This is a genomic window from Enterobacter sp. WCHEn090032 (assembly GCF_003986875.1).
GTDB lineage: Bacteria > Pseudomonadota > Gammaproteobacteria > Enterobacterales > Enterobacteriaceae > Enterobacter > Enterobacter sichuanensis.
This window is the reverse complement of record NZ_RXRN01000005.1, coordinates 190,460-216,372: the sequence shown is the minus strand read 5'-3', so window position 1 is coordinate 216,372 and position 25,913 is coordinate 190,460. Positions and strand designations below refer to the sequence as shown.

At 54.2% G+C, this 25,913-nt stretch carries 25 protein-coding genes; 8 read left to right on the top strand and 17 right to left on the bottom strand.

Going from position 1 to position 25,913, the window contains the following annotated elements:
• Positions 1-68: 68 nt before the first annotated feature.
• The gene (gene gmhB / locus EKN83_RS06430) at positions 69-635 is read right to left on the bottom strand and encodes a D-glycero-beta-D-manno-heptose 1,7-bisphosphate 7-phosphatase (RefSeq protein ID WP_025756838.1); all 567 of its coding nucleotides are present in this window, start codon (positions 633-635) and stop codon (positions 69-71) included.
• 188 nt (positions 636-823) lie between these two features.
• Between gmhB and metN the strand changes: the two genes are divergently transcribed.
• The 6 genes from metN (at position 824) to proS (ending at position 6,403) form a co-directional block, all read left to right on the top strand.
• Entirely contained in the window at positions 824-1,855 is a 1,032-nt protein-coding gene (gene metN / locus EKN83_RS06425; RefSeq protein ID WP_025756837.1) for a methionine ABC transporter ATP-binding protein MetN, read from the top strand.
• Positions 1,848-2,501: a methionine ABC transporter permease MetI gene (locus EKN83_RS06420; RefSeq protein ID WP_003856130.1), complete on the top strand. Its 654-nt coding sequence runs from the start codon at positions 1,848-1,850 to the stop codon at positions 2,499-2,501. The genes metN and EKN83_RS06420 overlap by 8 nt, the downstream gene beginning before the upstream one ends.
• Positions 2,502-2,541: 40 nt before the next feature.
• The gene (gene metQ / locus EKN83_RS06415) at positions 2,542-3,357 is read left to right on the top strand and encodes a methionine ABC transporter substrate-binding lipoprotein MetQ (RefSeq protein WP_025756836.1); all 816 of its coding nucleotides are present in this window, start codon (positions 2,542-2,544) and stop codon (positions 3,355-3,357) included.
• A 106-nt stretch (positions 3,358-3,463) separates the two neighbouring features.
• Positions 3,464-3,868 carry an Rcs stress response system protein RcsF gene (gene rcsF, locus EKN83_RS06410; protein WP_025756835.1) on the top strand — a complete coding sequence of 135 codons (405 nt, stop codon included), beginning with the start codon at positions 3,464-3,466 and terminating at the stop codon, positions 3,866-3,868.
• On the top strand, positions 3,865-4,572 hold the full coding sequence (gene tsaA / locus EKN83_RS06405) for a tRNA (N6-threonylcarbamoyladenosine(37)-N6)-methyltransferase TrmO (protein ID WP_126800524.1): 708 nt from the start codon (positions 3,865-3,867) through the stop codon (positions 4,570-4,572). Before rcsF ends, tsaA begins: the two co-directional genes overlap by 4 nt.
• Before the next feature lie 112 nt (positions 4,573-4,684).
• Positions 4,685-6,403, top strand: coding sequence for a proline--tRNA ligase (proS, locus tag EKN83_RS06400; RefSeq protein WP_045285883.1), 1,719 nt, complete (start codon positions 4,685-4,687; stop codon positions 6,401-6,403).
• A 48-nt stretch (positions 6,404-6,451) separates the two neighbouring features.
• Here proS and nlpE read toward each other — a convergent pair whose 3' ends face one another.
• The 3 genes from nlpE to EKN83_RS06385 are packed head-to-tail and all read right to left on the bottom strand — an operon-like array spanning position 6,452 to position 8,149.
• Complete coding sequence (gene nlpE, locus EKN83_RS06395; protein WP_025756832.1) at positions 6,452-7,150, bottom strand: envelope stress response activation lipoprotein NlpE; 699 nt, start codon at positions 7,148-7,150, stop codon at positions 6,452-6,454.
• Positions 7,151-7,184: 34 nt separating this feature from the next.
• Positions 7,185-7,607 carry an alternative ribosome rescue aminoacyl-tRNA hydrolase ArfB gene (gene arfB / locus EKN83_RS06390; RefSeq protein WP_126800523.1) on the bottom strand — a complete coding sequence of 141 codons (423 nt, stop codon included), beginning with the start codon at positions 7,605-7,607 and terminating at the stop codon, positions 7,185-7,187.
• Positions 7,604-8,149, bottom strand: coding sequence for a YaeQ family protein (locus EKN83_RS06385; RefSeq protein WP_025756831.1), 546 nt, complete (start codon positions 8,147-8,149; stop codon positions 7,604-7,606). Before EKN83_RS06385 ends, arfB begins: the two co-directional genes overlap by 4 nt.
• A 196-nt stretch (positions 8,150-8,345) precedes the next feature.
• On the opposite strand from EKN83_RS06385, the gene EKN83_RS06380 reads away from it, so the two are divergent.
• Together EKN83_RS06380 and rof are read left to right on the top strand one after the other, a co-directional pair.
• A complete protein-coding gene (locus EKN83_RS06380; RefSeq protein WP_008501889.1) occupies positions 8,346-8,546 on the top strand; it encodes a YaeP family protein in 201 nt (66 codons plus the stop codon).
• Positions 8,533-8,793: a Rho-binding antiterminator gene (rof, locus tag EKN83_RS06375; RefSeq protein ID WP_025756830.1), complete on the top strand. Its 261-nt coding sequence runs from the start codon at positions 8,533-8,535 to the stop codon at positions 8,791-8,793. Before EKN83_RS06380 ends, rof begins: the two co-directional genes overlap by 14 nt.
• A gap of 28 nt (positions 8,794-8,821) precedes the next feature.
• On the opposite strand, the gene tilS is transcribed toward rof, so the two are convergent.
• The 13 genes from tilS to rseP all read right to left on the bottom strand — a co-directional run bounded on the left by tilS (position 8,822) and on the right by rseP (position 25,903).
• Positions 8,822-10,111, bottom strand: a complete 1,290-nt coding sequence (gene tilS, locus EKN83_RS06370; protein WP_126800522.1) for a tRNA lysidine(34) synthetase TilS — start codon at positions 10,109-10,111, stop codon at positions 8,822-8,824.
• Positions 10,112-10,169: 58 nt separating this feature from the next.
• The gene (locus EKN83_RS06365; protein ID WP_025756828.1) at positions 10,170-10,559 is read right to left on the bottom strand and encodes a VOC family protein; all 390 of its coding nucleotides are present in this window, start codon (positions 10,557-10,559) and stop codon (positions 10,170-10,172) included.
• A 65-nt stretch (positions 10,560-10,624) separates the two neighbouring features.
• Complete coding sequence (locus EKN83_RS06360) at positions 10,625-12,757, bottom strand: lysine decarboxylase LdcC (RefSeq protein ID WP_095449666.1); 2,133 nt, start codon at positions 12,755-12,757, stop codon at positions 10,625-10,627.
• 100 nt (positions 12,758-12,857) lie between these two features.
• The gene (accA, locus tag EKN83_RS06355) at positions 12,858-13,817 is read right to left on the bottom strand and encodes an acetyl-CoA carboxylase carboxyl transferase subunit alpha (protein ID WP_025756826.1); all 960 of its coding nucleotides are present in this window, start codon (positions 13,815-13,817) and stop codon (positions 12,858-12,860) included.
• Between the two features lie 12 nt (positions 13,818-13,829).
• Positions 13,830-17,312, bottom strand: coding sequence for a DNA polymerase III subunit alpha (gene dnaE / locus EKN83_RS06350; protein ID WP_045285880.1), 3,483 nt, complete (start codon positions 17,310-17,312; stop codon positions 13,830-13,832).
• Between the two features lie 38 nt (positions 17,313-17,350).
• A complete protein-coding gene (gene rnhB, locus EKN83_RS06345; RefSeq protein ID WP_025756824.1) occupies positions 17,351-17,947 on the bottom strand; it encodes a ribonuclease HII in 597 nt (198 codons plus the stop codon).
• Positions 17,944-19,092 (bottom strand): lipid-A-disaccharide synthase, encoded by a 1,149-nt coding sequence (gene lpxB, locus EKN83_RS06340; protein ID WP_126800521.1) that lies wholly within the window; start codon positions 19,090-19,092, stop codon positions 17,944-17,946. The genes rnhB and lpxB overlap by 4 nt, the downstream gene beginning before the upstream one ends.
• A complete protein-coding gene (gene lpxA / locus EKN83_RS06335) occupies positions 19,092-19,880 on the bottom strand; it encodes an acyl-ACP--UDP-N-acetylglucosamine O-acyltransferase (RefSeq protein ID WP_025756822.1) in 789 nt (262 codons plus the stop codon). Before lpxA ends, lpxB begins: the two co-directional genes overlap by 1 nt.
• 3 nt (positions 19,881-19,883) lie before the next feature.
• The gene (fabZ, locus tag EKN83_RS06330) at positions 19,884-20,339 is read right to left on the bottom strand and encodes a 3-hydroxyacyl-ACP dehydratase FabZ (RefSeq protein ID WP_010426706.1); all 456 of its coding nucleotides are present in this window, start codon (positions 20,337-20,339) and stop codon (positions 19,884-19,886) included.
• Between the two features lie 102 nt (positions 20,340-20,441).
• On the bottom strand, positions 20,442-21,467 hold the full coding sequence (gene lpxD / locus EKN83_RS06325) for a UDP-3-O-(3-hydroxymyristoyl)glucosamine N-acyltransferase (protein ID WP_025756821.1): 1,026 nt from the start codon (positions 21,465-21,467) through the stop codon (positions 20,442-20,444).
• Positions 21,468-21,470: 3 nt separating this feature from the next.
• Entirely contained in the window at positions 21,471-21,965 is a 495-nt protein-coding gene (gene skp, locus EKN83_RS06320; protein WP_023334576.1) for a molecular chaperone Skp, read from the bottom strand.
• Between the two features lie 121 nt (positions 21,966-22,086).
• Complete coding sequence (gene bamA / locus EKN83_RS06315) at positions 22,087-24,519, bottom strand: outer membrane protein assembly factor BamA (protein WP_126800520.1); 2,433 nt, start codon at positions 24,517-24,519, stop codon at positions 22,087-22,089.
• A gap of 31 nt (positions 24,520-24,550) precedes the next feature.
• Positions 24,551-25,903 carry a sigma E protease regulator RseP gene (rseP, locus tag EKN83_RS06310; protein WP_025756819.1) on the bottom strand — a complete coding sequence of 451 codons (1,353 nt, stop codon included), beginning with the start codon at positions 25,901-25,903 and terminating at the stop codon, positions 24,551-24,553.
• Positions 25,904-25,913: the final 10 nt, after the last annotated feature.

Sequence of the window (25,913 nt, the reverse complement as noted above, 5' to 3'; positions counted from 1 at the left end):
GGCCGCCGAGGAATGACAAGCGGAAAAATGCATTTTTATTTCAACCGCTCATCTTTTCACCAAAAAGACTAGTTTTGGTGCTTTTTAATTTCTTTTGGCAGGTCCGCCAGACTATTAATCACCCAATCCGCCGCTTTCTCCGCTTCTGGCGTGACTGGCTTACCGGTGCGAACCAATATTTTGGTGCCCACGCCCGCAGCCGCTGCTGCCTGCATATCTTCCAGTTTATCGCCCACCATATAAGAAGCAGCCATATCAATGTGCAGGAACTCTTGCGCAGAGATGAACATACCCGGATGCGGCTTACGGCAATCACAGGTCTGACGATACTCTTCTACACTCCCCTGTGGGTGGTGCGGACAATAATAGATACCATCAAGATCCACCCCACGGTCAGCCAGGGACCAGTCCATCCATTCGGTCAGCGTCTCGAACTGCGCTTCGGTGAATTTACCCCGCGCAATACCGGACTGGTTCGTTACCACCACCAGCGCATAACCCATCTCTTTCAGCTGGCGCATTGCCTCTATTACGCCCTCGATAAACTCGAACTCATCAATCTCATGAACATAACCGTGATCCACATTAATAGTGCCGTCACGGTCGAGAAAAATTGCGGGTACTGATTTTGCCACCGGTTTGCTCCTGAAAAAGGCATGTTCAGCTAGTATCTCATGAATCGCAGCGCAATAAAGTGCCCATCGCACAGAGTTGGATTGATTTAGACGTCTGGATGCCTTAACATCCGTTTTGTTTACGGTCATCACCCGTATCTGGCAGAAGAAAATGCCACGGCTAACTTACATACGATAAAAATAATCTAATGATTAAACTTTCCAATATCACCAAAGTGTTCCAGCAGGGGAACCGAACCATTCAGGCGCTGAACAACGTCAGCCTGCATGTTCCTGCTGGTCAGATTTATGGCGTCATTGGCGCATCGGGTGCAGGTAAAAGCACGCTGATCCGTTGTGTTAACCTGCTTGAGCGCCCAACCCAGGGTAGTGTAGAAGTTGGCGGGCAAGAGCTTACCGCGCTTTCAGAGAAAGAACTCACTAAAGCGCGTCGTCAGATTGGCATGATTTTCCAGCACTTTAATCTGCTGGCATCCCGCACCGTTTTCGGCAACGTCGCCCTGCCGCTTGAGCTGGATAACACGCCGAAAGAAGAAGTGAAGCGTCGCGTCACCGAACTGCTCGACCTTGTCGGTCTGGGCGACAAACATGATAGTTACCCGGCAAATCTGTCTGGTGGGCAAAAGCAACGTGTGGCCATTGCCCGCGCGCTGGCCAGCAATCCTAAAGTATTGCTGTGCGATGAAGCCACCAGCGCATTAGACCCAGCCACCACGCGTTCTATTCTGGAACTGCTGAAGGACATTAACCGTCGTCTGGGCCTGACGATCCTTCTGATTACCCATGAAATGGACGTCGTGAAACGTATCTGTGATTGCGTCGCGGTGATCAGCAACGGCGAACTGATTGAGCAGGACACGGTAAGCGAAGTGTTCTCCCATCCGAAGACCCCGCTCGCGCAGCAGTTCATCCAGTCCACGCTGCATCTGGATATTCCGGAAGATTATCTGGAACGGTTGAAAACAGAACCGACAGCTGAAAGCGTCCCGATGCTGCGCATGGAGTTTACCGGTCAGTCCGTTGATGCTCCCCTGCTTTCCGAAACCGCGCGTCGCTTTAACGTGAACAACAACATCATCAGCGCGCAGATGGATTACGCCGGTGGCGTGAAGTTCGGCATTATGTTGACAGAAATGCACGGCACACAAGAAGAAACCCAGGCAGCCATTGCCTGGCTGCAAGAACATCACGTAAAAGTAGAGGTACTGGGTTATGTCTGAGCCGATGATGTGGCTACTGGTTCGCGGCGTTTGGGAAACGCTGGCAATGACCTTTGTCTCTGGCTTTTTTGGTTTTGTCATTGGCCTGCCGGTCGGCGTGCTGCTGTACGTGACGCGTCCGGGTCAAATCATTGAGAACGCGAAGCTGTACCGCACGCTCTCTGCGCTGGTAAACATCTTCCGTTCTATCCCGTTCATTATTTTGCTGGTGTGGATGATTCCATTTACCCGCGTGATCGTCGGGACCTCTATCGGACTGCAGGCGGCCATCGTTCCGCTGACCGTCGGTGCCGCGCCGTTTATCGCTCGTATGGTGGAAAACGCCCTGCTGGAGATTCCAACCGGTTTGATCGAAGCGTCCCGCGCGATGGGTGCCACGCCAATGCAGATCGTTCGCAAAGTCCTGCTCCCTGAAGCACTGCCGGGCCTGGTGAATGCCGCGACCATTACGCTTATCACCCTGGTGGGGTATTCCGCGATGGGTGGTGCCGTCGGTGCCGGTGGTTTAGGTCAGATTGGTTACCAGTACGGCTATATTGGATATAACGCTACCGTGATGAATACCGTTCTGGTATTGCTGGTTGTTCTGGTTTATTTAATCCAGTTCTCTGGCGATCGCATCGTCCGGGCCGTTACGCACAAATAACGTTACACACAACACAAACTCGACGAGTTAAGGATAAAACATGGCGTTTAAATTAAAGACCTTTGCAGCAGTAGGCGCGCTAATCGGCTCTCTGGCACTGGTAGGTTGCGGTCAGGACGAAAAAGATCCAAACCACATTAAAGTGGGCGTTATCGTGGGTGCAGAACAGCAGGTCGCGGAAGTCGCGCAGAAAGTGGCAAAAGAGAAGTATGGCCTGGACGTTGAGCTGGTCACCTTTAACGATTATGTTCTGCCGAACGAAGCGCTGAGCAAAGGCGATATCGATGCGAACGCCTTCCAGCATAAGCCTTACCTGGATCAGCAGATCAAAGATCGTGGCTATAAACTGGTGGCAGTAGGCAACACCTTCGTGTATCCAATCGCCGGTTACTCCAAAAAAATTAAATCGCTGGACGAGCTGCAGCCAGGCTCTCAGGTTGCCGTGCCAAACGACCCAACCAACCTCGGCCGTTCCCTGCTGCTCCTGCAGAAAGTGGGCCTGATCAAACTGAAAGACGGTGTGGGCCTGCTGCCGACCGTTCTGGATGTGACCGAGAACCCGAAAAATCTGAAAATTGTGGAACTGGAAGCGCCTCAGCTGCCACGTTCCCTGGATGATGCGCAGATTGCGCTGGCCGTTATCAACACCACCTACGCCAGCCAGATTGGCCTGACGCCAGCGAAAGACGGTATCTTCGTTGAGGATAAAGACTCCCCATACGTAAACCTGATCGTGACTCGCGAAGACAACAAAGACGCGGAAAACGTGAAAAAGTTCGTTCAGGCCTATCAGTCTGAAGAAGTTTACCAGGAAGCCAACAAAGTGTTTAACGGCGGCGCGGTTAAAGGCTGGTAATCTCACCTCAGTGTAATATCATCAGGACGGGCTTATGCCCGTCTTGTCATTTGTGCAGGCAACTGATTCAATATCTGACGTTTTGATTATCCATTGAGGAAATATTATGCGTGCTTTACCGATCTGTCTTTTAGCACTCATGCTGAGCGGCTGTTCTATGCTAAGCAGATCTCCCGTTGAACCTGTTCAAAGCACGGCAACCCCGCCAAAAACCGAGCCTGCGAAACCGAAAGTGGTTCGCGCTGCGCCAGTTCGCATCATCACGAAGGCGGACGAACTCGTTGGTAAACCGTTCCGTGAGCTGGGTGAAGTGAGCGGTGAATCTTGTCAGGCGACCAATCAGGACTCACCACCGAATATTCCGACCGCGCGTAAACGTATGCAGATTAACGCGGCAAAAATGAAAGCCAATGCGGTACTGCTGCACAGCTGTGAAGTGACCAGCGGCACACCAGGCTGCTACCGTCAGGCGGTCTGCATCGGATCTGCGCTGAACATTACGGCGAAATGAGTGCATTTCAGTTCGAGCAGATAGGCATCATCCACTCTCCTTATAAAGAGAAGTTCGCCGTGCCCCGCCAGCCCGGTCTTGTTACCAGCGGCAGCGGCGAGCTTCACCTGATAGCCCCTTACAATCAGGCTGATGCGGTGCGCGGGCTCGATGCCTTTAGCCATCTCTGGGTGGTGTTCGTGTTTCACCAGACGATGGAAGGCGGCTGGCGTCCTACCGTGCGTCCTCCTCGTCTAGGCGGAAATGCGAGAATGGGCGTGTTTGCGACTCGCTCGACTTTCCGTCCAAACCCGGTTGGCATGTCTCTGGTTGAGCTGAAAGGCATACGTTGCCAGAAAGATCAGGTGGTACTCGAGTTGGGTAGCCTGGATCTGGTCGACGGCACGCCGGTTATCGACATCAAACCTTATTTGCCTTTTGCCGAAGCCCTCCCGAACGCGCACGCAAGTTATGCTCAGGATGCCCCCCAGGCGGATATGCCGGTCTGGTTTACCCCTGAGATAGACTCGCAGCTCAGTCAGCTGGAGAAACGCTATCCTCGTTTGCGGAATTTCATCACCGAAGTGCTGGCGCAGGACCCCCGTCCGGCCTACCGTAAAGAAGAGGAAGCAGGAAAAACGTACGCCGTCTGGCTGCTCGATTTTAACGTTCGCTGGCGCGTCACCGGGGCAGGTTTTGAAGTGTTTGCTCTTGAACCCAGGTAATTTTGTTCTCCTCTCTTTTGGCATCTTTGCCACACTGGTAAACTAAACCACTTTTTTTGTGTCAGGCTGGTGTTTCAGCCTGTTCCAATCGTCGAAATGGAACCGTAACAACATGCGTACTAGCCAATATCTGCTCTCCACTCTGAAGGAGACGCCTGCCGACGCCGAAGTGATCAGCCATCAGCTGATGCTGCGCGCCGGGATGATCCGCAAGCTGGCCTCCGGGTTATACACCTGGCTGCCGACCGGCGTGCGCGTCCTGAAAAAAGTCGAAAACATCGTGCGTGAAGAGATGAACAACGCCGGTGCTATCGAGGTGTCCATGCCTGTGGTTCAGCCCGCTGACCTGTGGCAGGAGAGCGGTCGTTGGGAACAGTATGGTCCTGAACTGCTGCGCTTTGTCGATCGTGGCGAGCGTCCGTTCGTTCTCGGCCCAACGCATGAAGAAGTCATCACCGACCTGATTCGTAATGAGCTGAGCTCTTACAAACAGCTGCCGCTGAACTTCTTCCAGATCCAGACCAAATTCCGTGACGAAGTTCGCCCACGTTTCGGCGTAATGCGCTCTCGCGAATTCCTGATGAAAGACGCCTACTCTTTCCATACCTCTCAGGAATCCCTGCAAGAGACCTACGACAAAATGTACGAGGCATACAGCAAAATCTTCTCCCGCATGGGGCTGGATTTCCGTGCTGTGCAGGCCGATACCGGCTCCATCGGCGGTAGCGCATCCCATGAATTCCAGGTGCTGGCACAGAGCGGTGAAGACGATGTGATCTTCTCTGACTCATCTGATTACGCGGCGAATATCGAGTTTGCAGAAGCACTGGCACCAAAAGAACCTCGTGCTGCCGCAACGCAGGAAATGACGCTGGTAGATACGCCGAACGCGAAAACCATTGCCGAGCTGGTTGAGCAGTTCAACCTGCCTGTCGAAAAAACCGTGAAAACGCTGCTGGTGAAATCCACCGAAGGAAGCGCTTACCCGCTGGTAGCCCTGCTGGTACGTGGCGATCACGAGCTGAACGAAGTGAAAGCAGAGAAGCTGCCGCAGGTCGCCAGCCCGCTGACCTTCGCAACGGAAGCGGAAATCCGTGCCGTGGTAAATGCAGGTCCAGGCTCGCTGGGTCCGGTGAATATGCCAGTACCTGTGGTTATTGACCGCACGGTAGCCGCGATGAGCGATTTCTCCGCGGGCGCGAACATCGATGGCAAACACTACTTCGGCATCAACTGGGATCGCGACGTCGCAACCCCTGAAGTGGCAGACATCCGTAACGTGGTCGCAGGCGATCCAAGCCCGGATGGCCAGGGTACTCTGATGATCAAGCGCGGTATCGAAGTCGGTCACATCTTCCAGTTGGGGGATAAATACTCTCGTGCACTGAACGCCGCGGTTCAGGGTGAAGATGGCCGTAACCAGATCCTGACCATGGGTTGCTACGGTATCGGGGTGACGCGTGTGGTGGCTGCGGCGATTGAGCAGAACTACGACGAGCGTGGCATCGTCTGGCCGGACAACATCGCGCCGTTCCAGGTGGCTATTCTGCCAATGAACATGCACAAATCTTACCGTGTGCAGGAGCTGGCCGAGAAACTGTACGCCGAGCTGCGCGCTCAGGGTATCGAAGTACTGATGGACGACCGTAAAGAGCGTCCAGGCGTGATGTTTGCCGATATGGAACTGATCGGTATTCCGCACACTGTCGTCATCGGCGACCGTAACCTCGACAGCGACGAGATTGAATACAAATACCGTCGCAGCGGCGAAAAACAGATGATCAAGACCGGCGACATTCTTGATTACCTGGTCAAAGCCATCAAGGGCTAAACAAAAAAACCCCGCTCAGGCGGGGTTTTTTAATGGCTCAACGTCAGCTTATTTGCTGTTACAGTCTTTGCCCGCGACAAACTTCGCGTCTTTATCTGCCACCAGCGTTTTCACCATCTCTCCACTATCCGGGTTGGGCTCCAGCGTAAAGTGCCCGTCAACCGTCAGTAATACCGGCTTGCTGTCATTGCCGCGCGCCACGGCATAATCGCGTTCAAGCTGCGCATTGTTTGCCACGCTGACTTTCCTGCCGGTTGCGCAGTCGGTGAATATCGCCGCATCCGCCATGTAGAAATACATACCCCGCATTGCCATTGGCGTCGCAGGCAGGGCCGCTTTTACCGGTGCCAGCGTATAGTTGAACTGGGATTCGATAGGATTGCCTTCGCGATCCAGCATCTCCATCCCCTCGCCTTTGGCGCGGAAATACGTTTTCTCGCCGGCGGTATCCGTCAGAACCAGCTTCTCCGCCGTTCGCGCCCATGTCCCGTAAGAGGCAAATGACGAAGGTTCTTTCGCGCCCTGATAGCGCTGATTCATCACCCAGGTTCCGTCTTTTTGCAGGAACAGAGAGGTTTCAATACCCTCACAGTCTGCGCAAGGCAATACACCGCGCCAGCTCTGCTGCATCGGCTTTAACTCTTCATTCTGCGCGGGCTGCAAAACCTGCGTTTCAGAACGGTTGTTACACCCAAAAAGCGCAAACAGCGTACTCACCGCCAGCGCTGACAATAATGCTTTTTTCACAATGAATTCCTTATGAAAATTGTGTTCCCTTTCGTCACTCTGTCGGGCGACGAACTTTACCGCGTAGTGCTTTCACTGTGGATTTCTGAGCCTTCGAGGACAGCCGGCGCTCTTTCGATGCGCGGGTTGGCCGCGTGGCCCGACGGCTTTTTTGTACCGTCGTTAATTCTTTGATGACCGCCACCAGCCTGGCTATTGCCGCTTCCTGGTTTAACTCCTGGCTGCGGTATTCCTGAGCTTTAATCACCATCACGCCATCGCTGGTAATGAGATGATGGCTGGCGGCGAGCAGGCTTTCTTTGTAATACTCTGGCAGGCTTGAGGCCCGAATGTCAAAACGCAAATGGATAGCCGTCGACGCCTTGTTGACGTGCTGCCCGCCAGCCCCCTGCGCACGGATGGCGGTGATCTCCAGCTCGCTGTCAGGGATGCTGACGTTTCGGGACAAAACGATCATGACGCGGGCTGCCACGCCGTTAAATGAATTTCCAGATTATTCTGAGAATCAGAGAGCCAGATGGCGCCGTCCTGAATCGTCGCCTGCAAAACCATGGTCCGGCCAGCGAATTCGCTCAGCTGCGCCAGCTGCTCATCATCCAAATACCAGACCGTAAGATTTTTAAACTGTGCGCACTTGCTCTTGTTTTGCTGCCACCAAATCTCCGCAGCGCGCTGATTATATGCGAATAAGGCCACTTCTGCGGATTGGGTGCAGGCCTTCTTCATTCTGCGTTCATCCGGCAGACCGAGTTCGATCCACAAATCGATACCCAGATGATCGTTGCGCAGCCAGGCTTCAGGCTCGTCTTCAGCGCTTAGCCCACGGGTAAATTGCAGCCGCTCGTCGGCGTACTTAATCCACGCCAGCAGGCGCAGCATCATGCGCTCCTGGGTTTCGGAAGGGTGGCGAGCCAGGGTCAGCGACGCATCCAGAAACTGGTTGCGATCAAGATCGGCCACATTGACCACTGCTTTATAAATTGTCGCTTTCAGCGCCATGAGAGAACTCCATTCGATTCAGGCGCACATTGTAGCGAAAACAGCGGCAAAAGGCTGTTACGGGGTGATAAATACACCGCTATCAAGGCTCTGATATTGCTTAAATGAGTATGGTATAGTCACCTTGCTAAACCGAGTTTATCTTCGTAGGCTTAATGAGATCTCACAGTAAGTCAGTGCGCTGGCGGGAGGGGATGTGAACAATTATTGTGAGTTAATTCGCAAACGGTATGCGGAAATCGCCAGCGGAGATCTGGGGTATGTCCCGGACGCGTTGGGCTGTGTATTGAAAGTGCTTAATGAAGTGGCCTCTGATGAGAGCCTTTCAGAGTCGGTCAGGGAAAAAGCAGCGTATGCTGCGGCGAATTTACTGGTGAGCGATTATGTCGATGAATGATACCTATCAACCCATCAATTGTGATGACTATGACAACCTCGAACTCGCCTGCCAGCATCATTTAATACTGACGCTGGAGCTAAAAGATGGCGAAGTGTTGAAGGCGAAAGCCAGCGATCTGGTTTCACGTAAGAATGTGGAATATCTGGTAGTGGAAGATGGCGGGGCGACGCGTGAGCTGCGTCTGGATAAAATTGCCAGCTTCAGCCACCCGCAAATCGGCACCGTCGTGGTGAGCGAATCCTGATGAGACTAACGGGCAGCCTGGCTGCCCGTTACGCTTTCTGCCACTCAAAACTGACACCCTCTTCCGACCACCCCGCTTCCGTGATGAAAACACCCGCAGCAGCAATCAGCGTTTCACCGTAAAACAGCAGCGGCGTGGTGTCGCGCAGCCACGGCGGCACGTTGCACTCCTGCCAGATCTTCTTAAGCTTGCGTCCCCCGTTACGCCCGACGATATGCAGCATGCCGCCAGCCTTAAAGCGAACGGTTACCGGCTCTCCTGACGCAGGCAGTCGCACATGCCCAGACGGCACCAGAGTTACACGCCCGATCTCACAGGGCAATATCAGCGGTGCGTCAGGGGAAGACCAGTCGAGCACCACATCAGTGAGTGAGGGCATCGATTTTACCCACCAGAGCTCACCTTTAAAGCGTCTTACGTCAAAACCGTTCAGGTGTACGCAAGGAGCAGCATCTTCCCGAGCCATTGCGACCTCGTCCCAGATGCGGCTCAGCATCGCCCGCGACGGCATCACCGCGTGATGCGAGGCCAGCCAGCGTCGTAACAGTGCGGCGCGACGTACCGGGCTCCTCCCTTGCAGCGGTGCAATTGCCAGCGCCCCATTTTCAGAGATCAGTTCAGCCAGCTCTTCACTTAACAGCTCATCGAGCAATGATTCCTGTTCGGCGCACAGTATGGCGCTTCTTGCTGTCGCATCGGCAAAATGCGGCCAGCGCTCGCGCAAAAGCGGGAGAACGCGCAAACGCAGAAAGTTACGGTCATAGCCGTCATCCTGGTTGCTCTCATCGTCAATCCAGTTCAGCTGATGTTCTCGTGCCCAGGCTTCCAGCGACGCACGCGTTTCGCCAAGCAGTGGGCGCAGTAATTGCGTCCCGGCAAAATCAGCCCGCTCCGGCATGGCTGAAAGCCCCGCCGGCCCGCTGCCCCGCTTAAGCGCCAGCAAAAAGGTTTCGCACTGGTCATCCAGATGCTGGGCCGTGACCAGCGCTTCGTCGGGCTGTAGCGCGCCGGCAAACGCAGCATAGCGGGCTTTACGCGCCTGCGCCTCAACGCCCAGTCCCTCATCCTTAAGCGTGACGCGCTCCACAAGCAGTGGGATTGCCCAGGCTGCACACAAGGCTTCACAGTGCGCCACCCACGCCTCTGCGTGAGGGCTTAATCCATGATGAATATGCATTGCCCGAAGCTCGACATCGGGTTCCTGGTCGCGCCAGCATTTAAGACGATGGAGCAGAACGGTGGAATCCAGACCACCGCTAAACCCCACCAGCAGCTGGCGGTAGGGTGAAACGGCTTGTGCGATTGCGGGTAAGGTCATAGGAAATTACACATAAAAAATGCCCGAACGGAGCGGGCATTATCACACAGGACAAACATTACTGCTGGTAAAGCTCCAGCGGCAAACCGTCCGGATCGTTGAAAAAGGTAAAACGCTTGTCGGTGAACGGATCGACACGGATCGCCTCGCACGCGACGCCGTGCGCTTCCAGATGTTTGACTGCGTTATCCAGGTCATCAACGCTGAAGGCCAGATGACGCAGCCCACAGGCCTCCGGGCGGGACGGACGCGCAGGCGGAAAAGGAAAAGAGAACAGCTCAATCACATATTGCCCGTTCAACGCCAGATCGCCCTTCCAGGAGTCACGCTCCTCACGGTACGCCTCGCTCATCAGCGTAAAACCGAGGATATCGCAGTAGAAGGCCTTACTTTTCGCGTAATCGGTCGCAATGATCGCAATATGGTGAACCTGTTTTAAACCCAGCATAGCTTCTCCTTTTTATGATGCCTGAACGTTACAACCGAAAACCCGCACCTGGCAAGCGGTCACCTTTATTTTAGGACTCGCACCCAGTAAACACCGTTTTCATCGCGCTTCGCCCCGTGAATATCCGTCTCAAAACCCGGGTAGTGACGTCCTACTGAACAGAGCATCAGCAGGAAATCGAGCACGGCCCGGCTCGCTTCGGTAATCATCTCTCCTGGCATCAGGAGCGGTACGCCCGGCGGGTAAGGCAGGATCATGTTAGCCGATACGCGTCCGACCAGGTTTTCCAGCTCGACGGTTTCAACCTCCCCTTTCACCTGGCGCTGCCAGGCGTTGTGCGGCGTGAGTTTCATCTCGGGCAAGACATCAAAAGCCTGAAGCATGAGGCGCGGCAGATCGTGCTGACGGATCAGCCTGTGGATCCCCTGGGCCAGATCCTGAATGCGCATATTGCGGTAGAAATCAGGATCCTCCGCGTAGAGATCCGGCAGCATATTCTTCACCCGCAGGTTGAGATCGTAGGCGCGCTTAAACTCCATCAGGCCGCGCAACAGCCCCATCGCCCGGGTCTTATCAATCCCAATGCTGAAGAGGAACAGGAGGTTATAGGGGCCCGTTTTTTCCACCACCACACCCCGTTCATCAAGGAACTTCGCCACCAGCGCGGCTGGGATCCCTTCATCGCTCATCCTGCCCTGTTCATCCATGCCCGGTGTCAGGATCGTCACTTTTACCGGATCGAGGAACATGTGATCGCCATCGGCATCCCGGAAACCATGCCAGCCTTCACCGGGTGAAACCGGCCAGCACGCCGCCTCATCAATCTCTTCCGGCTGCCAGATATCAAAGAACCAGCCGTCGGCTTCCTCTTTTAACCGCTGAACTTCTTTGCGGAAATGCAGTGCCCGCTCCACCGAACGATTAATAAGACGTTTGCCCGGATTACCGCGTAGCATCGCCGCCGCCGTTTCAATGGAAGCCACCAGCGGATAGCTCGGTGAGGTAGTGGTGTGCATCATAAAGGCTTCGTTAAAAGTCTCTTCATCGTACTCGCCTTTGATGTGAATAAGCGAAGCCTGAGAAAACGCCGCCAGCATTTTGTGCGTCGACTGCGTTTCGAAGAACACTTTGCCCGGTACGCGTTCACCGCTCATGCCGCTTTTCCCTGCGTAAATCGGGTGGAAATTGGTGTACGGTACCCACGCGGAATCGAAGTGGATCGACGGCACGTCCAGCGTCTTTTTGATCCAGTCCGTGTTGTACAGCAGACCGTCATAGGTTGAATTGGTGATCACCGCATGGACAGGCCAGCTTGCACCGGGGACGGCCGCAACCTTGCTTTCAATGGCATCATGCGTAAATTCGCGCCGTGGAATACCGCCCAGAATACCCAGCGCGTTTCGCGTGGGCGACAGCCAGAGCGGTACGACGTCGCTCATCATGAGCAAGTGTGCCAGCGATTTATGGCAGTTACGGTCAATCAGCAGAGTGCTGCCAGCAGGTGCAGCGTACATCCCGACGATTTTGTTCGAGGTCGAAGTACCGTTGGTGACCATATAGCTCTGCTCGGCACCAAAGGTGCGGGCGATGTACTCTTCGGCTTCAAGATGCGGGCCGGTGTGATCGAGCAGAGAGCCCAGTTCAGTGACTGAAATGGATACGTCCGCTTTCAGCGTGTTGCCACCGAAGAAGTCGTAGAACAGGCAGCCCACCGGGCTCTTTTGATAGGCTGTCCCCGCCATATGGCCTGGCGTACAGAAGGTATATTTGCCCTCCTTCACGTAGGTGAAGAGTGCGCGGGTAAACGGCGGGGTAATATTTTCGAGATATTCACCGGTATATTGCTGAATACGGGTCGCAATATCTTCCGCAACGCCGAGCGAATATTCAAAGAACCACAGCGCCATACGCATATCATTGGCGCTGACATCCATGGTCGAGTGGGTATTAATAAATGCGTACAGCGGGAGGTATTCGTTCAGCTTGTTGATATCGCTGCACAATTCGAGGTCATATTCATCCCAGTCGAAGATCACCCCACAGATACGTGGGTTGTGCTCGATGAACTTCAGCAAGTCAGCGCTGTTGTGCGGCCAGATCAGCTGATACCCGCGCGCCTGCAGGGCCTGCTCCAGCTCCTTGATGGGCTCGTCTTTATAGAAGACGCCGTGCGGCCCCATAATGGCAATGATGTTCACGGTTTACCTCCTTGAAAAACATTAGCTAAGCATAGTTAAGGTAAACGGCAGGTATAAAAAAAGCCGCAACATTGTGCGGCTTTTCAGATAATGGTGAAGCTTACGCGTAACCGTAGGTCATCAGACGCTGGTAACGACGATTGAGGAGATCCTCTGTGCTCAGCACATCAAGATCCGCCAGGTCAGCCAGCAGCTGTGCTTTCAGGGAAGCCGCCATCGCTTCCGGCTTACGATGCGCACCACCCAGCGGTTCCGGAATGATGGAATCAATAAGCTTCAGCTCTTTCAGGCGTGGCGCAATGATGCCCATCGCTTCTGCAGCCAGAGGCGCTTTGTCGGCACTTTTCCACAGAATGGACGCACAGCCTTCCGGGGAGATAACGGAATAGGTGCTGTACTGCAGCATATTCACTTTATCGCCCACGCCAATCGCCAGCGCGCCGCCGGAACCGCCTTCACCAATAACAGTACAAATGACCGGTACCTTCAGACGGGACATCTCACGCAGGTTACGTGCGATAGCTTCAGACTGACCGCGCTCTTCCGCGCCCACGCCAGGGTATGCCCCCGGGGTGTCAATAAAGGTGATGATTGGCATATTAAAACGCTCAGCCATCTCCATCAGACGCAGGGCTTTACGGTAACCTTCCGGTGCTGGCATACCAAAGTTACGACGGATTTTCTCTTTGGTTTCACGACCTTTCTGATGACCAATGATCATCACCGGGCGTCCGTCCAGACGCGCGATACCGCCAACGATAGCTTTGTCGTCAGCGTATGCGCGATCGCCTGCCAGTTCGTCAAATTCGTCAAACGCCAGGCGGACATAATCCAGGGTGTACGGACGCTGCGGGTGGCGTGCCAGCTGGGCTACCTGCCATGCGCCGAGATCGGCAAAGATTTTGCGCGTCAGCTCTACGCTTTTTTCGCGCAGACGATGCACTTCTTCGTCGATGTTAATATCCAGTTTTTCATCCTGACGGCTTACCGCTGTCAGAGAATCGATTTTCGCTTCCAGCTCAGCAATCGGCTGTTCGAAATCAAGGAAATTCAGACTCATAGTATTCCTGTATTAGTCAAACTCCAGTTCCACCTGCTCCGAACCAATGAGGCCACGGAGATCGTTCAGTAAACGATCGCTCGGAGAGACACGCCACGTTGCACCAAAGCGCAACCGCGCACGTGCATCCGCCCTCTGATAGTAGAGATGTACTGGAATTGTCCCCGAGCGGTGGGGTTCCAGAGACTGACGGAGTCGGTTTAAAAGCTGGTCATCAATTTGCCTGTCCGTCAGCGAGATAGCAAGCCCGCGAGCATATTTTTCCCGGGCTTCGTCAATGTCCATCACTTCGCGGGCGGTCATTTTAAGCCCCCCACTGAAGTCATCAAAGCTGACCTGTCCGCTGACGATAAGTATGCGGTCTTTTTCCAGCAATTGCTGGTATTTATCCAGCGCGTCGGTGAACAACATCACCTCCAGACGCCCGGAACGGTCATCCAACGTACAGATGCCGATACGATTGCCGCGCTTGGTGACCATAACCCTTGCAGCAATCACGAGCCCCGCAGCCGTGGTGATTTTACCACGTTCTGTCGGATGCATGTCTTTCAGCCGATAGCCTCCGACATAGCGCTCAATTTCTTTAATGTACTGGTTGATCGGGTGACCCGTCAGGTACAAGCCCAGCGTTTCACGTTCACCGTCCAGCACCACCTGTTCTGGCCACGGCAGACAGTTGGCATAAGACTGTTCGATCTGCTCCGGCTCTTCCGCCAGCACGCCGAACATATCCGCCTGGCCAATGGCTTCCGCTTTAGCGTGCTGATCCGCCGCTTTCAGGGCGTCCCCGAGGGAGTTCATCAGCGCCGCGCGGTGCGGCCCCAGCCTGTCGAACGCGCCGGACATGATCAGTTTTTCCAGCACGCGGCGGTTCAGTTTTTTGGTATCGGTGCGGGCGCACAGATCGAACAGCTCGCGGAAATAACCGCCGTTGTTACGCGCTTCGATGATCGCCTCGATCGGCCCCTCGCCCACGCCTTTGATCGCACCGATCCCGTAGACAATTTCCCCGTGCTCGTTAACGTGGAAATGATAAAGGCCTGAGTTGATATCCGGCGGCAGGATCTTCAGCCCCATACGCCAGCACTCGTCCACCAGCCCCACGACCTTCTCAGTGTTGTCCATATCGGCGGTCATTACCGCCGCCATAAACTCAGCGGGATAGTGCGCTTTCAGCCACAGCGTCTGATACGAAACCAAAGCATAGGCGGCGGAGTGGGATTTGTTAAATCCGTACCCGGCGAATTTCTCCACCAGGTCGAAGATTTTCATCGCCAGTTCGCCGTCAACGCCGTTTTTCTTCGCGCCGTCTTCGAAGATAGAGCGCTGCTTGGCCATCTCCTCCGGCTTTTTCTTACCCATCGCACGACGCAGCATGTCCGCGCCGCCGAGCGTATAGCCTGAGAGCACCTGGGCAATCTGCATAACCTGTTCCTGATACAGGATGATGCCGTACGTTGGCTCCAGTACCGGCTTCAGGCTTTCATGCTGCCACTGCACGTCAGGGTAGGAAATCTCTTCGCGCCCGTGCTTACGGTCGATAAAGTTATCCACCATCCCCGACTGCAGCGGGCCCGGACGGAACAGCGCCACCAGTGCGATCATATCTTCGAAGCAGTCAGGCTGCAGACGCTTAATCAGATCTTTCATGCCGCGGGATTCAAGCTGGAAGACCGCGGTGGTCTCCGAGCGCTGCAGCATGTCGAAACTTTTCTTGTCATCCAGCGGGATAGCGGCGATATCCAGCGGCGGTTCGCCGTTCTTTTCGCGGCGGGCGTTGATCATCTCCAGCGCCCAGTTGATGATGGTGAGCGTACGCAGACCGAGGAAGTCGAACTTCACCAGTCCGGCGTATTCCACGTCGTTCTTATCAAACTGGGTTACCGGATGCTGGCCCGCTTCATCGCAGTAGAGCGGCGCAAAATCGGTGATTTTGGTAGGGGCGATAACCACACCACCCGCATGCTTACCGGCGTTACGCGTCACGCCTTCCAGCTTACGCGCCATGTCGATCAGCGCTTTGACCTCTTCGTCCGCTTCGTAGATTTCCGGCAGTTGCGGCTCGGCTTCAAAGGCTTTCGCCAGCGTCATGCCCGGATCGGGCGGCACCAGTTTAGAGATGCGATCGACGAAACCATACGGATGCCCCAGCACGCGGCCCACGTCGCGGATAACTGCTTTTGCCGCCATCGTACCGAAGGTAATAATCTGCGATACCGCGTCACGGCCATACATGTCAGCCACGTGCTCAATAACCTGGTCACGTTTTTCCATGCAGAAGTCGACGTCGAAGTCGGGCATCGAAACACGTTCCGGGTTAAGAAAACGTTCGAACAGCAGGTCAAATTCCAGCGGATCGAGGTCGGTGATTTTAAGCGCATAGGCCACCAGCGAGCCTGCACCGGAGCCACGGCCCGGTCCGACCGGTACGCCGTTATCCTTCGACCACTGGATAAACTCCATCACGATCAGGAAGTAGCCCGGGAAGCCCATCTGGTTAATCACCTGGAGTTCAATATCCAGGCGTTCGTCATACTCCGGACGACGTTTTTTACGCTCTTCTTCATCCGGGAAGAGGAATGCCAGACGCTCTTCCAGACCTTCTTTTGATTTCATGACCAGGAAGTCTTCCGTGGTCATATCTCCCGTCGGGAACTGCGGCAGGAAGTATTCGCCGAGGCGGACGGTAACGTTACAACGCTTGGCTATCTCAACGCTGTTTTCCAGCGCTTCCGGGATATCGGAGAAGAGTTCGCACATCTCCTCCTCGCTGCGCATATACTGCTGCGACGAGTAATTGCGCGGACGTTTGGGATCGTCAAGGGTGAAGCCATCATGGATCGCGACGCGAATTTCGTGGGCGTCAAAATCACCGGCCTCAAGGAAGCGCACATCGTTGGTGGCAACCACAGGCAACCCACGCTCTTCAGCCAGCGCCACGGCGGCATGGAGATAGCGCTCTTCATCCGGACGGCCGGTACGGATCAATTCCAGATAATAACGATCCGGGAAGTGCTCTTCATAGAACGACACACACTGATCCACCAGCGCCATATTGCCACGCAACAGGGATTTGCCGACGTCACCCATACGGCCGCCTGAGATTAGCAACAGCCCTTCGTTCAGCTCTGCCAGCCAGTCGCGATCGATCCACGGCCCTAACGCGCCATAACCGCGCTGATAGGCTTTTGAGATAAGCAGCGTGAGGTTTTGATATCCCGTGTTGTTCATCGCCAGCACGGAGATTTGCGTCATTTCATCGCCGATGAGATCGCTCTGCACGTGAAAATCAGCGCCGACGATCGGCTTCATCCCCGCGCCATGCGCCGTTCCGTAGAACTTCACCAGGCCACACAGGTTGGTAAAATCGGTGATCGCCAGCGCAGGCATGCCAAGAGAGGCCGCCTTTTTTACCAGCGGCCCGGTCTTCGCCAGCCCATCGATCATGGAGTAGTCGCTATGCACCCGCAGGTGTACGAAACGTGGTTCAGCCATCTTCAGATTCCGCGTTACTTAATTGCTTGCGTATTGATTCAGGACACCCGTCCCAGCGCGCGTTTCACCGGGCCAAAACTGCGCCGGTGATGTTCGGTTGCGCCATGTTCAGCCAGTCTTTCCAGATGGAAAGCTGTAGGATAGCCCTTATGCTGGGCGAAGCCATACTGAGGGTAAGTGAGATCCAGCGCGGCCATTTCGGCGTCGCGTGTCACTTTGGCAATAATAGAAGCTGCGCTGATTTCCGCGACCCGGCTATCGCCTTTGACAACCGCCATGGAAGGCATGGGCAATGCCGGACAGCGGTTGCCGTCAATCAGGACATATTCAGGCGCAATTTTCAGACCCGCGACCGCACGCTGCATCGCCAGCATCGTGGCATGCAGAATATTCAGCTCGTCTATTTCATGTGGCTCAGCACGTCCCAGGCTCCAGGCCAGCGCCTTCTCCTGAATCTCACTAAACAGCGCCAGTCGCCGCTTTTCAGACAATTTTTTAGAGTCGTTTAGCCCGATAATCGGACGGGCCGGATCGAGGATCACCGCAGCGGTCACTACAGCCCCCACTAACGGACCACGACCAACTTCGTCCACGCCCGCCACAAGGTGGGTGTGAGGATAAACAAATTCCATCATTTTGCTAACTCCAGCACCGCATCAGCCGCTTGCTCATCGGCATTACAGCGGATCTGCTGATGCAGTTCGCGGAACGTATCATGCATCTGGTGCCTGGTCTTGCCGTTGGCGAGCAGCGGTAACAACGCCTCGGCCAACGCCTGAGGCTGACACTCATCCTGCAGCAGTTCTTTCACCAGCTCGCGCCCGGCAAGCAGGTTTGGCAGGGAGACATACTCCGTTTTCACCAGACGTTTTGCCAGCCAGAACGTGAACGGCTTCATGCGATAGCCTACCACCATAGGGCATTTTGCCAGCATGCACTCCAGGGCTGCCGTACCGGAGGCCAGCAGCGCAGCATCGCTCGCAACCATCGCCTCCCGGCCTTTTCCATCCAACAGATGGATGTGGAGATCCGGTGCAACCTCGGCTTTAATACGCTCAAACTGCTCCCGGCGTTTAGCATTCACCAGCGGCACAACCACTTCGAGATCGGGATACGTATTGCGCAGAATTTGCGCGGTTTTCAGGAAGTCCGCGCTAAGCATCTCCACTTCTGCGCCACGACTGCCCGGCAGCAGTGCCAGACAGTGCGCATCATGCGGGATACCCAGCACGTCACGCGCCGCGTTTTTATCCGGATCCAGCGGCATCGCATCCGCCATGGTATGTCCGATAAAACGGCACGGAACATTGAATTTATCGTAAAACGCTTTTTCGAAAGGCAGGAAAGCCAGCACCAGGTTGGTGGACCGCCCAATTTTGAAAACACGTTTCTGTCGCCACGCCCAGACGGACGGACTGACGTAGTGAATGGTTTTAATGCCCTGCTTTTTCAGATTCCCTTCGAGGGTAATGTTGAAATCAGGCGCATCAATACCGACAAAGACATCGGGTTTGAGCTCGGTAAAACGGCGGGTGAGATCGGCACGAATATGCAGTAAACGGCGTAACCGCCCCAGCACCTCAACGATGCCCATCACGGCCAGCTCTTCCATTTCGTACCAGGCTTCACAGCCTTCGGCCTGCATCAGCGGGCCAGCAACGCCCACAAAGCGTGCGTCAGGGACACGCGCCTTCAGCGCGCGGATGAGACCTGCACCAAGAATATCGCCGGAGGTTTCTCCGGCGACCAGGGCTATCGTAAGCGGACGACTGTCGACCATTAACGAATCAGACCCCTCGTGGAACGGTCAAAGAATTCCATGAACGCGTTCACTTCCGGGTGCTTTTTCGCCAGTTCGGCAATTTCCGGCTTCGCCTCTTCCAGCGTTTTACCGCTACGGTACAGCAGTTTGTACGCGTTGCGGATGGCAGTAATCGCTTCGCGGCTAAAACCACGACGCTTGAGGCCTTCGATGTTCACGCCAAACGGCGTGGCATGGTTGCCCTGCGCAATCACATAAGGTGGGACGTCCTGCGCCACACCGGAGCATCCGCCGACCATCACGTGCGCACCAATGATGCAGAACTGATGGACTGCGGTCATGCCGCCAATAATTGCGAAGTCATCAACCGATACGTGTCCTGCCAGCGTGGCATTGTTGGCAAGAATACAGCGGTCACCCACGGTACAGTCGTGCGCGATATGCGCATTAACCATAAACAGGTTATCGCTGCCCACCTTCGTCAACCCACCACCCTGTACTGTTCCACGATGAATGGTGACGCTTTCGCGAATACGGTTACGATCGCCGATTTCCACACGGGTCGACTCACCAGCATATTTAAGATCCTGGTTAACTTCGCCGATGGAGGCGAACTGATAGATCTCGTTATTGCAGCCGATGGTCGTGTGACCATTCACCACAACGTGAGATTTCAGTACTGTACCCTCACCAATTTCGACATGGGGTCCAACAATACAAAACGGGCCAATGTGGGCGTTAGCACCAATGATGGCACCCACTTCCACAATGGCGGTAGGATGAATAAAGGCGGATTTATCAATCACGTATCAGGACTCCCGGCTACGAGCACACATCATTGTCGCTTCGCAAACAACTTTGCCGTCAACCAGCGCTACGCCTTTGAAGCGAGTCAGGCCACGACGCGTTTTTTCAAAAGTGACTTCCATGATCATCTGATCACCAGGCACGACAGGACGCTTAAAGCGTGCTTCATCGATACCCGCGAAGTAATACAGTTCACCTGGCTCCAGTTTACCAACGCTTTTAAACGCCAGAATACCGGTAGCCTGTGCCATGGCTTCGAGGATCAACACGCCCGGGAAGATGGGTTTCCCCGGGAAGTGTCCCTGGAAGAACGGCTCATTCACGGAAACATTTTTCACTGCGCGCAGAAAACGACCTTCTTCAAAGTCCAGCACACGGTCTACCAGCAGAAACGGGTAGCGGTGCGGCAGAAGTTCTAAAATCTCTTCAATATGCAGAGTATGAGTGTCAGTAGTCAAAATACTCTTCCTGTCAAAATGTACTGATAACAATAATAACACGGCCTGCCGGTTTATTAGAAAGCCGACAGGCCGGGAAAAATAGCGTTAAACGGATGACGCTTAGTCTTGTTGATCGATCTTGCGCTCAAGGGACTTGAGGCGCTTGCTCATATCATCAATGTTCATCACCAGAGCTGCTGTTTTACGCCATACCTTGTTGGGTTGCAGCGGAATGCCTGAGGAATAGACGCCAGGTTCAGTGATGGGACGCATTACCATGCCCATACCCGTCACCGTCACCTTGTCGCATATTTCCATGTGGCCATTAATCACGCTTGCGCCGCCAATCATACAATAACGGCCAATTTTCAGGCTGCCGGCCATGATGACGCCCCCCGCAACCGCGGTATTGTCGCCAATCACAACGTTATGCGCAATCTGACACTGGTTATCGATGATAACACCATTGCCGATGATGGTATCGTCCAGCGCGCCACGGTCAATGGTGGTACAGGCGCCGATCTCCACGCGATCGCCAATGATAACGCGACCCAGTTGTGGGATCTTAACCCAATTACCCCGATCGTTAGCGTAACCAAAGCCATCAGAACCAATCACGGTGCTGGACTGGACGAGGCAATTTTCGCCAATTTCAACTTCATGATAAACGGACACATTAGCCCATAAACGGGTCCCCGCGCCGATTTTCGTATTTTTCCCAACGAAGCAACCCGGGCCAATGACGACGTTATCGCCCAGCACGACGCCGGACTCAATAACCGCATTGGCACCCACGGCGACGTTGTTACCCAGCTGCGCCGTCGGATCAATCGCTGCACTGGCAGCAATGTTCTGGGCCGGCTGCGGCGTGGTATCAAGAATTTGAGCCATGCGTGCATACGTCAGGTAGGGATTTTTCACTACCAGTGCCGCGCTAGTGGCAAACGGAAGATCGTCCTGCGTCAGAACAACAGCTGACGCCTGGCATTGAGCCAGTTGCTCACGGTACTTAGGGCTTACCATGAAGGTAATCGTGCCAGCTTTAGCAGATTGCATGGACGCAACAGCGGTGATGACGATATCGCCATCACCGTGTAATTCTGCATCCAACTGCTGAGCTAAATCAGCCAGTCGAATTGAAGGCATTACTTATTTAACCTGTTTCAGAACATCAGCGGTGATGTCTTTAACATCGCTGCTGTTGAAAGCAACGGCGTTCGCATCAACAACCAGATCGATGCTCTGATCGGCAGCCACTGCTTTAACAGCGGTCTGAATGCGAGTCACCAGCTTGCCACGTTCTTCGTTAGAACGACGCTGACGATCCTGCTCGAAAGCCTGCGCTTTCTGGGAGAACGCCTGGCGCTGAGCCATTACGTCTTTTTCCAGTTTGCTGCGGTCGCTTGCTTTCATGGTAGAACCATCACGCTGCAGACGCTGCATTTTGGACTGAAGATCGTTTTCCATACCCTGCAGTTCGCTTGCACGGCCTTTGAATTCGTTTTCCAGAGTCGCAGAAACACCTGTTTTCTGTGCAACCTGCTGGAACAAATTACCCATGTTGACGATTGCAATTTTGTCTGCTGCCTGAGCAGAAGTTGCCATCGCTAAACCGAGACCTGCAGCTAATAACCACTTTTTCACAATTAACTCCTTACCATCCCATTGGCACCAGAAGGTACCGTTCTTTGCGTGGCAAGGCGACCGTTTACCGATCGCCAGTTGTCAGCGCTACACTGCCAACGCATTCCTTTGCAGCGGATTATTACCAGGTTTTACCAATGTTAAACTGGAATTGCTCCGACTTATCTCCATCATATTTCTTAAACGGCTGGGCGTAAGAGAAGACCAACGGCCCCAGCGGTGACATCCATTGTAATGCGATACCGGCAGACATGCGAATATTGCTCGGATCGCTGTAGTCTGGAACGCCAGCATTCCGCATCTGGGCCGTATTCTCCCAGTTGGTATCCCACACCGTACCGGCATCCCAGAAGAAGGACGTACGGACGGAGTTCGCGTATTTATCACTGATAAACGGCGTTGGGGTGATGAACTCCAGGCTGGCAACGGCCATCGCGTTACCGCCGACAGCGTCATCGGAGCTACAGACGTTTTTATTACCGTTTGGATCAGTGGCAGATTTATCGCAGTTATCTTTGTCGTTCCCGCCGTAGTAAACCGCTTTCGGACCAATGTTGTTGGACTGGAAGCCACGAACGGTGCTGGAACCACCCGCATAGAAGTTTTCATAGAATGGCAGTTCTTTGCCACCTAAGCCATCACCATAGCCCCAACGGGTACGACCCAGAACCACCCACTTATGATCATCATCGATCGGGAAGTAGGACGCGGTATCCAGAGTGACCTTATAGAACTCGTTATCGGAACCCGGCACGGTAACTTTACCATTCAGGTTGACGCGAGAACCTTCCGTCGGGAAGTAGCCACGGTCGAGACGGTTATAGGTCCAGCCATAGTTGAAGGTGAAGTCATCCGCCGCAAAACCGTTGTTATCGCTGGTTGTGCTCGCTGACTGGCCAATAGAATCCAGATAACGCCACATCGCCACCTGCGGTTGCATATTGGACAGGTCGTTATGCACGTAACCTAAGCCCGCACGCAGGGTGTTGTATTCGTTAACCGGGAAGCCAAGCGTACCGTCCACACCGTAACTCTTGTTGGTGTACGAAGACAGATCCGCATCGTCCGCTTTAAAGTCGTTATAGAAGATACGACCGCCCAGGCTCACACCGTCAACGGTGAAGTATGGGTTAGTGACAGAGAACTCCGAGTAGGTCTGGTAGTCGTTTTTGGTACCGTTAATACCCACAGAGTAACCCGTACCCAGCCAGTTATCCTGCTGTACACCGACCTGGAAGCTTACGCCGCTTTCAGTACCGTAGCCCACACCGAAGTTGAAGCTACCGGTGTTACGCTCTTTCACTTTATAAACGACATCAACCTGGTCCGGGCTGCCCGGTACGCGCTGGGTATCGGTATCAACCGTTTCAAAATAGCCCAGACGGTTCAGACGCTCTTTACCCTGATCAACGAGATCGCTACCTAACCATGCGCCTTCCATCTGACGCATTTCGCGACGCAGAACGGAGTCTTTGGAGGTGTCGTTACCGACGAAGCGGATCTTACGCACGTAGAAACGGTTGCCCGCATCAACATTAACGTGCAGCTTAACGGTTTTATCCGCATCGTTGATTTCCGGCTGCGTTTGTACGCGCGGATAGGCATAACCATAACGGCCGAGCAGCTTCTTAATGCTGTCTTCCATTTTGGTGACTTTGGAGCCGCTGTAGAGATCGCCTGGCTGAATTTTGGTCAGCGATTCGATTTCAGCAGAATGCCCCGCCAGGTTACCACTCACTTCAACACCCGAAAGCTTGTACTGATCGCCTTCAGTGATGTTAATCGTAATGTAGATACCTTTCTTATCCGGCGTCAGGCTGACCTGAGTCGAGTCAATGTTGAAACGCGCATAGCCACGATCCAGATAGTAGCTGCGCAGAGTTTCAAGGTCGCCCGCCAGTTTCTGTTTCTGGTATTTGCGATCGCCCACCACGTTCCACCACGGCACTTCGTCACGCAGCTGGAAAGTAGAGATCAGTTCGTCGGTGCTGAACGCGTGGTTACCGACAATGTTGATCTGCTGGATCTTCGCTGAAACACCTTCCTGGAAGACCAGTTTCAGGTCAACGCGGTTACGTGGCAGTGGCGTCACCACCGCTTTCACGCTGGCGCTGTATTTACCGACGCTGTAGTAGAAGTCTTCCAGACCTTTTTCAATGTCTGAAAGGGTTGTGCGGTCCAGAGATTCCCCCACACGAACACCGGATGCTTCAAGGTTCTGCTTGAGCATGTCATCTTTCACCGACTTGTTACCGGAGAAAGTGATACTGGCGATCGTTGGACGTTCTTTTACCTGTACCAGCAGGGTATCACCATCACGCAGGACGCGGACATCCTCGAAGTTGCCGGTGGCAAACAGAGCACGGATGGTGTTACTGATGTCATCATCATTAACCGTATCGCCGGGGCGCACAGGCATACTGAGGAGGGCCGCACCAACGGCGACACGCTGAAGGCCTTCGAAATGAATGTCTTTCACTACGAACCCGTCAGCACCGTATACGGTGGCGCTGCTAAACAGCAGCGACGCTATGAGCAACTTTTTCATCGCCATCGTTATTATGCGTTCTTCCTAACTAACTCTCTTACAACCGAGAGAAATCATTGAAAAGTGCAAGCCCCATTAACAGCACCAGCAAAATCGAGCCAATGCGATAACTAAAGTCTTGAACTCGCTCGGATACCGGTCCGCCTTTTAGCTTTTCAATCGCTAAAAACAGCAGATGACCCCCGTCTAAAACGGGAAGCGGGAACAGGTTGATTATCCCAAGGTTCACGCTAATGAGCGCGAGGAACATGAGATAGTAAATCACCCCGAATTCCGCTGACATCCCAGCCCCCTGGGCAATCGAAATTGGCCCACTGAGGTTGTTCAGTTTCACGTCACCGGTTATCAATTTCCCCAACATGTTGACCGTCAGTTTCATCAGTTGCCATGTTTTATCCGTGGCTTCAAGGATGGCACTGAACGGCCCATACTGGCGTATTGTCTTGTACTCATCTGGCAGCGGGATCACTTTTGGCACTACGCCTGCAAACCCTTCTGCCTTTTTGCCGACCGACTTCGTATCCGGGATCAGCGTCAGCGAAAGCGGACTGCCTTGCCTTTCAACTTCCAGCGCGAGAGACGTTCCCGGATTATCGCGCACCAGAGTAACAAAGGTCATCCACTCTGTTAATGGTTGACCATCGACTTTAACGATCCTGTCGCCTGCTTGCAAACCTGCTTTGCTCGCGGCCGAATTTGCCTGTACTTCGGCTAACACCGGCTCGATCTGTGCACCACGTGGACGAATGCCCAGCGCAGCGACGGGATCCTCTTTGTCTGGCTCGAAACGCCAGTGACGTAAATCGAGCACTTTGTCCTGGCGCGTGTCTGAACCAAACGGCGATACGCTGATGGTGGTCTGCGGATCGCCAATTTTGGCTACCAGCTGCAGTCGCACGGCATCCCAATCAGGGGTTTCGATGCCATCAATCGCTTTAAGTTCCATCCCGGATGTAATTTGCGCACTCGCCGCAATGGAGTTGGGCGCTATTTCACCCACTACCGGACGCACGCCGGGGACGCCGATGATAAACACCAGCCAGTAAGCGAAAACAGCAAAGATGAAGTTAGCTACCGGTCCGGCAGCAATGATGGCGGCGCGTTGTCCAACTGTTTTATTGTTGAAGGCGCTGTGTCGCAGCTCAGGGGCGACAGGCTCAACGCGTTCGTCGAGCATTTTGACGTAGCCGCCCAGCGGGATGAGGGCGATGACAAACTCCGTACCGTGACGGTCGGTGCGCGTCCAGAGCGATTTGCCAAAACCGATGGAAAACCGCTCTACCCGCACACCGCAACGGCGAGCAACCCAGAAATGGCCAAATTCATGCACGGTAATCAGAACACCCAGTGCAACAATGAACGCCGCCAGATTCCAGAGAATGCTCAGCATAAAACCTTCC